Here is a 436-nt window from a genome sequence, read left to right as displayed (position 1 = left end):
GCTTATGAACCTGACGGAATGGGCACGTGCACAGGGCATCGCCCCTCGTACCGCGTACCGCTGGTTCCGTGAGGGCACGTTGCCGGTCCCTGCGGAACGGGTAGGGCCGCGCACCATTCTGGTCAACATCGACGCGAATACTTCACTGTCCGTGACGGGTGGTGTGGGTCTGTATGCCCGTGTGTCTTCTCACGATCAGAAGGCCGATCTGGAACGCCAGGTGGCCCGGCTGTCAGCGTGGGCAGCGAAGGCCGGGCACACGGTGGTTCGTGTGGAGTCCGAGATCGCGTCCGGCATGAATGGGGGACGCGCCAAGGCCCGTCGTCTGCTGGCCGATCCGAAGGTGACGACCGTGGTGGTTGAGCACCGGGATCGCCTTGGCCGGATGAACACCGAACTCGTTGAGGCCGCGTTGGAGGCTGCCGGGCGTCGTCTC

Annotated in this window: 1 protein-coding gene; it reads left to right on the top strand. The window is 65.1% G+C overall.

Going from position 1 to position 436, the window contains the following annotated elements:
- Nucleotides 1-436: IS607 family transposase (locus tag NLX86_RS34305; RefSeq protein WP_254375733.1), on the top strand; the 436-nt coding region annotated here is incomplete at both ends.

It is taken from the genome of Streptomyces sp. A3M-1-3 (assembly GCF_024213665.1).
Lineage (GTDB): Bacteria > Actinomycetota > Actinomycetes > Streptomycetales > Streptomycetaceae > Streptomyces.
Note: the sequence above shows the minus strand (reverse complement) of the source record. Positions and strands in the feature narration are given on the sequence as shown.